Raw genomic sequence first — 7,092 nt, forward strand, 5'->3', positions numbered from 1 at the left:
TCTAGCGGACGGTTCCATCACCGAGCCAGGCCATGCCGGCGCCAGAGGTTCTGTTCGTGCTGCCCGACGCACCAGCGCCGGTGGAGCCGCGCCCCTCGACGCCGACCCTCCGTGACTCGGTGTGCCCGCCCATGGCCAGGGAGTAGCACACCCCCATGCACCTTCTTGTCAAAGGGATCCAGCACCAGGTGACCGGTGAGGTCCTCGTCCCCAATTCCAAGTACCACGCGCATCGCGCACTGATCCTCGCCTCGCTCGCGGACGGCGTCAGCCGCGTCCACGGGCTCTCCGACGCCCGGCACGTCCAGTACACCGTGCAGCTCCTGCGCGGCCTCGGCGTGAAAATCAGCACCGAAGGTGACACCTTCGTGGTGCACGGCCTCGGCGGCCGCTACCGGCCGCGGCGCGCTGCCGTCTCCGCCGGCAGCTCCGGCACCACGCTCTACTTCATGATCGGGCTCGCCTCGCTCTCCGACCGGCCCGTGACGGTGACCGGCCAGAAGTACTTCCGCAGGCGCCCGGTCGGTCCGCTGCTCACCGCGCTGCGCGAGATGGGCGTGGGTCTCGAATCGGCCGACGACTGTCCGCCCGTGCAGGTCCAGGGCAGCCGGCCCGCCGGTGGGCATGTCCGGATCGCGGGGACGCTCTCGCAGTGGATCTCCGGGCTGATCCTGCTGGCGCCGTTCGCCACCGGACCCACCACCATCGAGGTCGTGGGCGAGCTGAACGAGCGGTCCTATCTGGAGCTGACCGTCGCGATGATGCGGCAGTTCGGACTCCAGGTCACCGTCTCCGCCGACTGGCGGCGCTTCGACGTGACTCCTGATCAGGAGGCCACGGCCACCGAGCTGACGCTGCCGCCCGACATCGGCTCCGCCGCCTTCGGCATCGCGGCGGCGGCGCTGCACCCCTCCGACGTACTGCTGCGCGGCATGACCAGGCTCGAAGGGGGTCCGGCCGATCACCCCGAGTTCCACTTCCTCGACATCGCACGCTCCATGGGCGTGCCCATGGAGCTGGACGAGAAGGCCGGAGGGGTACGCATCCAGCAGGACGCGCCGCTGCTCAAGGGCGTCACGGTCGACTGCCGCGAGGTGCCCGACATGCTGCCGATCCTCTCCACCCTCGGCACCTTCGCCTATGGCGAGTCGATGTTCCACAACATCGCGCACACCCGGCTCAAGGAGTCCGACAGGGCAGCCGCGATGCTCCAGCTCAACTCCATGGGCGGCGATCTGGAGCTGGTCGGCGACGCGCTGCGGGTACGCGGCGTCGGCGGGCTCGTCGGGGCCAGGCTGTCCTCGTTCAACGACCACCGGGTGCTGATGTCGCTGGCGGTGGCGTCGTCCCGGGCGCGCGGCCACTCGACGCTGACCTATCCGAACGCGTACCGGATCTCGTATCCGACCTTCCTCGACGCCATGAACACCCTCGGTCTGCCGATGTCGGTGGAGAACAGCGGGCCCGCCTCCGGCAAGGGCGGGGCGCGGCGGCTGGAGAAGGAGGTCGCGAAGCCGGAGGCGGCCGCCGGGATCACGCTGCCCGAGTGGCTGCGGCGGCGGGCCGCCGCGCGTCCCGACGACACCGCGGTCGTCGACGTACGCCCGGACCGCGACGAGGTCGTCACCTGGAAGCAGTTGTCCGACCGGGTCGACCAGGCCGCTTCGCTGCTGCTGAAGCTGGGGGTGCGGCCCGGCGAGAACGTCGCCTACCAGCTCCCGAACCGCGTCGAGTTCGTGGTTCTCTCGCTGGCGTGCCTGCGCTTGGGGGCCGTCTGCTGCCCCGTCATCCCGTTCTTCAGGGAGCGTGAGGTCGGCTTCGTACTGCGCCGCTCGCGCGCACGGGTCATGGTGGTGGCCGACCGCTACCGCTCCCGGCGCCCCGCCGAGGAGCTGCTCACCCTTTCGGCGGAGGACAGGGCGGCGCTGGAGCAGGTGATCGTGCTCGCCGAGGCGGGCGGGAGCGCCGAGTTGCCCGCGGTACCCGTCGGCGGCCCCGCGGTCAGCGACTGGGAGCAGGCGCTCGCCGCCACGGTCACCGACCGCGCGGCGCTCGACGCGTGCGCGCCGACGGCCGACGCCACGGCGCAGTTGCTGTTCACCTCCGGCACCACCGGTGAGCCCAAGGGGGTGAAGCAGCCGTCCCGGAACCTGGTGCGGGCCGTGTCCATGGAGGTCAGACACCTCGGGCTCGGTGCGCTGGACGCCGTATGGGTGCCCTCGCCGCTCGCCCACCAGACCGGGTTCCTGTACGGGATGGTGCTGGCGACCGTGCTCGGTGTGCCGCAGATCCTCCAGTCCGAGTGGGACGCCAAGCGGGCGCTCCAGTCGCTGAACGAACACGGCGCGACCTTCGTACAGGCGGCGACGCCGTTCCTGTCCGACCTGGTCAAGGCGGTCGAGGACGGCGGCGAGACGCCCCGGAACCTGCGGATCTTCGTCGCCACCGGCGCCACCGTGCCCCGGGGGCTCGCCGAGCGCGCCGGCCGGGTCCTGGGCGCCGACGTCTGCGGCGCCTTCGGTACGACGGAGACCTGCCTCGGCGCGCTGTCGGCGCCGTCCGACGAGCCCGTGCAGCGCTGGGGCTCCGACGGGCGCGCGCTGGACGGCATCGAGCTGCGGATCACCGACGAGCAGGGCCGGACGCTGCCGCCGGGCGAGGAGGGCAACTTCGAGCTGCGCTCGCCGACCGTCTTCGACGGCTATCTCGACCGTCCCGAGCTGACCGCCGAGGTCTTCACCGAGGACGGCTGGTACCGCACCGGCGACCTGGCGACGATCGACGCGGCCGGCTTCCTGCGGATCACCGGGCGCGTCAAGGACGTGATCAACCGGGGCGGCGAGAAGATCCCGGTCGCCGAGGTCGAGCAGCTCCTCTTCGCGCACCCGGCGGTCGACGACGTCGCCGTGGTGGCCATGCCCGACGAGCGGCTCGGCGAGCGCGCCTGCGCCTTCGTGGTCCTGAAGGACGGCGCCGCGCTCGGGTTCGGGGACATGCGGCGCTACCTGGACGAGCACCAGGTCGCCAAGCAGTACTGGCCGGAGCGGGTCGAGCCGGTCCCCGTACTGCCGCGCAACCCCGTGGGCAAGGTCCAGAAGTTCGAACTGCGGGAGCGGGCCAGGGGCCTGCGCCCGCAGAACGAACCGCTCTGATCATGCGGTTGTACGGGTATCGGTATCCACACAAATGAGTAAGTGGGAAGGCAGAAGCAGCACATGGAGCAAGATCAGCGGTTCGACCGCCTCCGTGCCCAGGTCCAGCAGTGGGTGGAGGGACCCGGCGAGCGCTGGGCGGAGCGCATCGAGGAGAGCGGTGAGGTGCCCGAGGAGCTGTGGGCCGAGCTGAACAGCCTCGGGTTCCTCTCCGTCGCCGCGCCCGTCGAGTACGGCGGTCAGGGCCTCGGCTTCGCGCGGTGGATGGAGCTGATGGAGATCTTCTCCCGCTCCCACGGCTCCGTACGGATGATCGTGCACGTCGTCAACGGCATCTGGCGGTCCATGGACGGGCACGCCTCCGAGGAACAGCGCAAGCGCTTCGTGATCCCGTCCGTCACCGGCGAGATCAAGATCGCTTTCACGCTCACCGAGCCGGGCAACGGCACGGGCGCCGACATCACCACGTCGGTGGTCCGCGAGGGCGACACGTACTACTTGTCGGGGCACAAGCACCTGATCACCTTCGGCGTGCGCTGCGACTACTACCTGCTGGCCGCGCGCGTCGAGGGCAGCTCGGGGCACGAGGGCACGGTCGCGCTGCTGGTACCGAGGGGCGCCGAGGGCGTGCGGGTCGAGGACACCTCGAACACGATGGGCGTCACCGGCACCGACCACGCCTCGCTGACCTTCGACCGCACCCCGGTGCCGGTCGACCACCGGCTCGGCACCGAGGGGCAGGGCTTGGAGGTCTTCCTCGGCGGGTTCCTCACCCCCTCGCGCGTCTCGGTCGCGATGAGCTGTGTGGGGCTCGCCGAGCGCGCGCAGCAGCTCGCTGTGGAGTACGCGCGTGGCCGCGTGACGTTCGGCAAGGCGCTCACCCAGCGGCAGGCCATTCAGTTCATGCTCGCCGAGAACGCGGCCGACATCGAGGCGGCGAAGCAGCTCGTCCTGCACGCGGCGCGGCGCTTCGAGGAAGGCGCCGACGACGCGTCGATGCTGTCCTCGATGGCGAAGATGCACGCCGTGACGATGCTGACGAACGTCACCGACAAGGCGTTGCAGATCCACGGCGGGCTCGGCTACTGGAAGTCGTCCCCGATCGAACGCGTGTACAGGGACGCCCGCGCCCAGCGTTTCGAAGAAGGCACCAACGAGGTACAGAAGGCCGTGGTCTTCCGCGAGCTGCTCCAGCGCGCGGCGGCCCAGGCCGAGGAAGGAACAGCCCGATGAACGGCCCGACGAACGGCCAGGCCAACGACCAGGCCAACGACCGGACGAACAACCTCCCCGGCGACGAGCGCGAGCACGCTCCCACCCGTACGCCCCGGCCCGCGCGCGAGCAGGTCTCGCTGATCACCGGCGCCTCACGCGGCATCGGCCGCGCCCTCGCGCTCACCCTCGCCCGGCAGGGCGGCACCGTGGTCGTCAACTACAAGCGGAACGCGGACCTCGCGGAGAAGACCGTCACCGACATCGAGGAGGCGGGCGGCCAGGGCTTCGCCGTCCAGGCCGACGTCGAGACGACCGAGGGCGTCAAGGCGCTGTTCGACGAGGTGGCGCGGCGCTGCGGGCGGCTCGACCACTTCGTCTCCAACGCGGCGGCGAGCGCCTTCAAGAACATCATGGACCTCGGCCCGCACCACCTGGACCGGTCGTACGCGATGAACCTGCGCCCCTTCGTCCTCGGCGCGCAGGAGGCCGTGAAGCTGATGGACGACGGCGGGCGGATCGTCGCGCTGTCGTCGTACGGCTCGATCCGCGCCTACCCGACGTACGCGATGCTCGGCGGGATGAAGGCCGCCATCGAGACCTGGGTGCGGTACATGGCGGTGGAGTTCGCGCCGTACGGCATCAACGTCAACGCGGTCAACGGCGGGCTGATCGACTCCGATTCGCTGGAGTTCTTCTACAACGTCGAGGGCATGCCGCCGATGCAGGGGGTGCTCGACCGGATTCCGGCGGGCCGTCCCGGCACCGTGCGGGAGATGGCCGACACGATCATGTTCCTGCTCGGCGAGGGCTCCGGCTACATCACCGGGCAGACCCTGGTGGTCGACGGCGGGCTGAGCGTGGTCGCTCCGCCGTTCTTCGCCGACGCGGGCGAGGCGCTCGCGCTGCCGCCGCGTCCGACGCGCGACGCGTGAAGCGGCGCCGGGCGCCGCACATGACACGACACCAGAGATGCCGGATTCGTCGAAGAGGAGAGAGCCGACCGTGTTCGACCACGTCTTCAGGCCCGGCGCCATCGGCGGGCTGACGCTGCCGCACCGCGTCGTCATGGGGGCCATGCATCTCAACCTGGAGGCGCTGGAGGACGGCGGCGCGGCGCTGGCCGCCTTCTACACCGAGCGTGCCAGGGGCGGCGCCGCGCTGATCGTCACGGGCGGTACGGCGGTGAACCCGGCGGGGGCCGGCGGCCCCGGATACGCGATGGCCGGAAACCCGGAGCACCGGGCGGCCCTCGGTGTGGCCGCCCGCGCGGTGCACGACGCCGGAGGACTGATCGCGCTCCAGTTGTTCCACGCCGGGCGGTACGCGCTGCCCGGCGTGGCCGGCACGGACGGCGGCGCGCCTCTCGCGCCGTCCGCCGTGTACAGCCGCTTCTCCCGTACCACCCCCCGGGAGATGACGGAGCGCCAGATCGTCGCGACCATCGCCGACTTCGGGCGCGCCGCCGAGGCGGCGCGCGACCTCGGCTTCGACGCCGTCGAGGTGATGGGCTCCGAGGGCTATCTGATCAACCAGTTCACCGCGCCGCTCACCAACAGGCGTGACGACGCGTGGGGCGGCGACGCCGAGCGGCGCGCGCGCTTCCCGCTGGAGGTGCTGCGGGCGGTACGGGCGGCGGTGGGCGCGGACTTCCCCGTGCTGTTCCGGATGTCGGGCGCCGACCTGGTGACGGACGGTACGTCCCCCGAGGACACGGCGGCGCTGGCCGTCGCGCTCGCCGGAGCCGGGGCCGACGCGCTCGCCGTGGGCATCGGCTGGCACGAGTCGCCGGTGCCGACCGTACAGACCCAGGTCCCCACCGGGACCTGGGCGGTCTACGCGAAGGACGTCAAGCGGGCGCTGCGGGAGGCCGGGTACGACGAGGTGCCCGTCATCGCCTCCAACCGCTTCAACCGGCTCGCCCAGGCGGACGAGGTGCTGGCGGGCGGCGAGGTCGACTTCGTCGCCATGGCCCGGCCCTTCCTCGCCGACGCGGCCATCGTCGAGAAGTCCCGTACCGGCAGGGCCGGGTCGGTCGACATCTGTATCGCCTGCAACGAGGCGTGCATCGACCGGTCCTTCGGGACCGAGCGGGTGTCCTGCCTGGTCAACCCCCGGGCGGGCCACGAGGTGGAGTTCGCGGCCCGGGGCACGGCACAGCGGCCGGGGCGCTACGCCGTGATCGGCGCGGGGCCCGCGGGGCTTGAGGCGGCCCGTACCCTGGCGCGGCTCGGGCACCGCGTGGAGGTGTTCGAGGCGGCGGCCGAGGCGGGCGGGCAGTTCCGGATGGCCGCGCTGGTCCCCGGCAAGGCGGAGTTCGGCGAGACCGTACGCCACCGGGTGCGGGAGCTGCGCGAGCTGGGCGTGTCCCTGCGGCTCGGGCACCGGATCGGGCACCGCGATCTGCCGATGCTGCGGGGCCTGGACGGCGTGGTCCTCGCGACCGGTGTGGTGCCGTACCGGCCGACGCTGCCCGGCCTCGCGCTGCCGCATGTCATCGACTACGCCCGGGCCTTCGCCGACCCCGAGGCGCTGGGCCGGCGGGTCGCCGTCATCGGCGGCGGCGGGATCGCGGTGGACCTCGCGCACCTGCTGACCGGCGATCCCGAAGCCAAGTCGACCCCGGAGGAGTTCCTCACCGCGCATGCGGTGGGCGCGCTCACCGGGGCTCCCCGCACGGCGGAGGCACTCGTCGGGGCACCCGCTGGGGGCGCCGCGCCGGCGCGGG

General features: G+C 71.9%; 4 protein-coding genes. All 4 read left to right on the forward strand.

The features are described 5' to 3' along the window. The first annotated feature begins 155 nt into the window (after positions 1-155). On the forward strand, positions 156-3,152 hold the full coding sequence (aroA, locus tag QR77_RS06515) for a 3-phosphoshikimate 1-carboxyvinyltransferase (protein WP_040020239.1): 2,997 nt from the start codon (positions 156-158) through the stop codon (positions 3,150-3,152). 63 nt (positions 3,153-3,215) lie between these two features. Further along, a complete protein-coding gene (locus QR77_RS06520) occupies positions 3,216-4,385 on the forward strand; it encodes an acyl-CoA dehydrogenase family protein (protein ID WP_040020240.1) in 1,170 nt (389 codons plus the stop codon). Beyond that, a complete protein-coding gene (locus tag QR77_RS06525; RefSeq protein ID WP_236710548.1) occupies positions 4,382-5,299 on the forward strand; it encodes an SDR family oxidoreductase in 918 nt (305 codons plus the stop codon). Before QR77_RS06520 ends, QR77_RS06525 begins: the two co-directional genes overlap by 4 nt. Positions 5,300-5,369: 70 nt before the next feature. Continuing rightward, the coding region (locus QR77_RS06530) for an FAD-dependent oxidoreductase (RefSeq protein ID WP_236710549.1) at positions 5,370-7,092 on the forward strand (1,723 nt) is incomplete at its 3' end.

This window comes from Streptomyces sp. 150FB, from assembly GCF_000818195.1.
GTDB lineage: Bacteria > Actinomycetota > Actinomycetes > Streptomycetales > Streptomycetaceae > Streptomyces.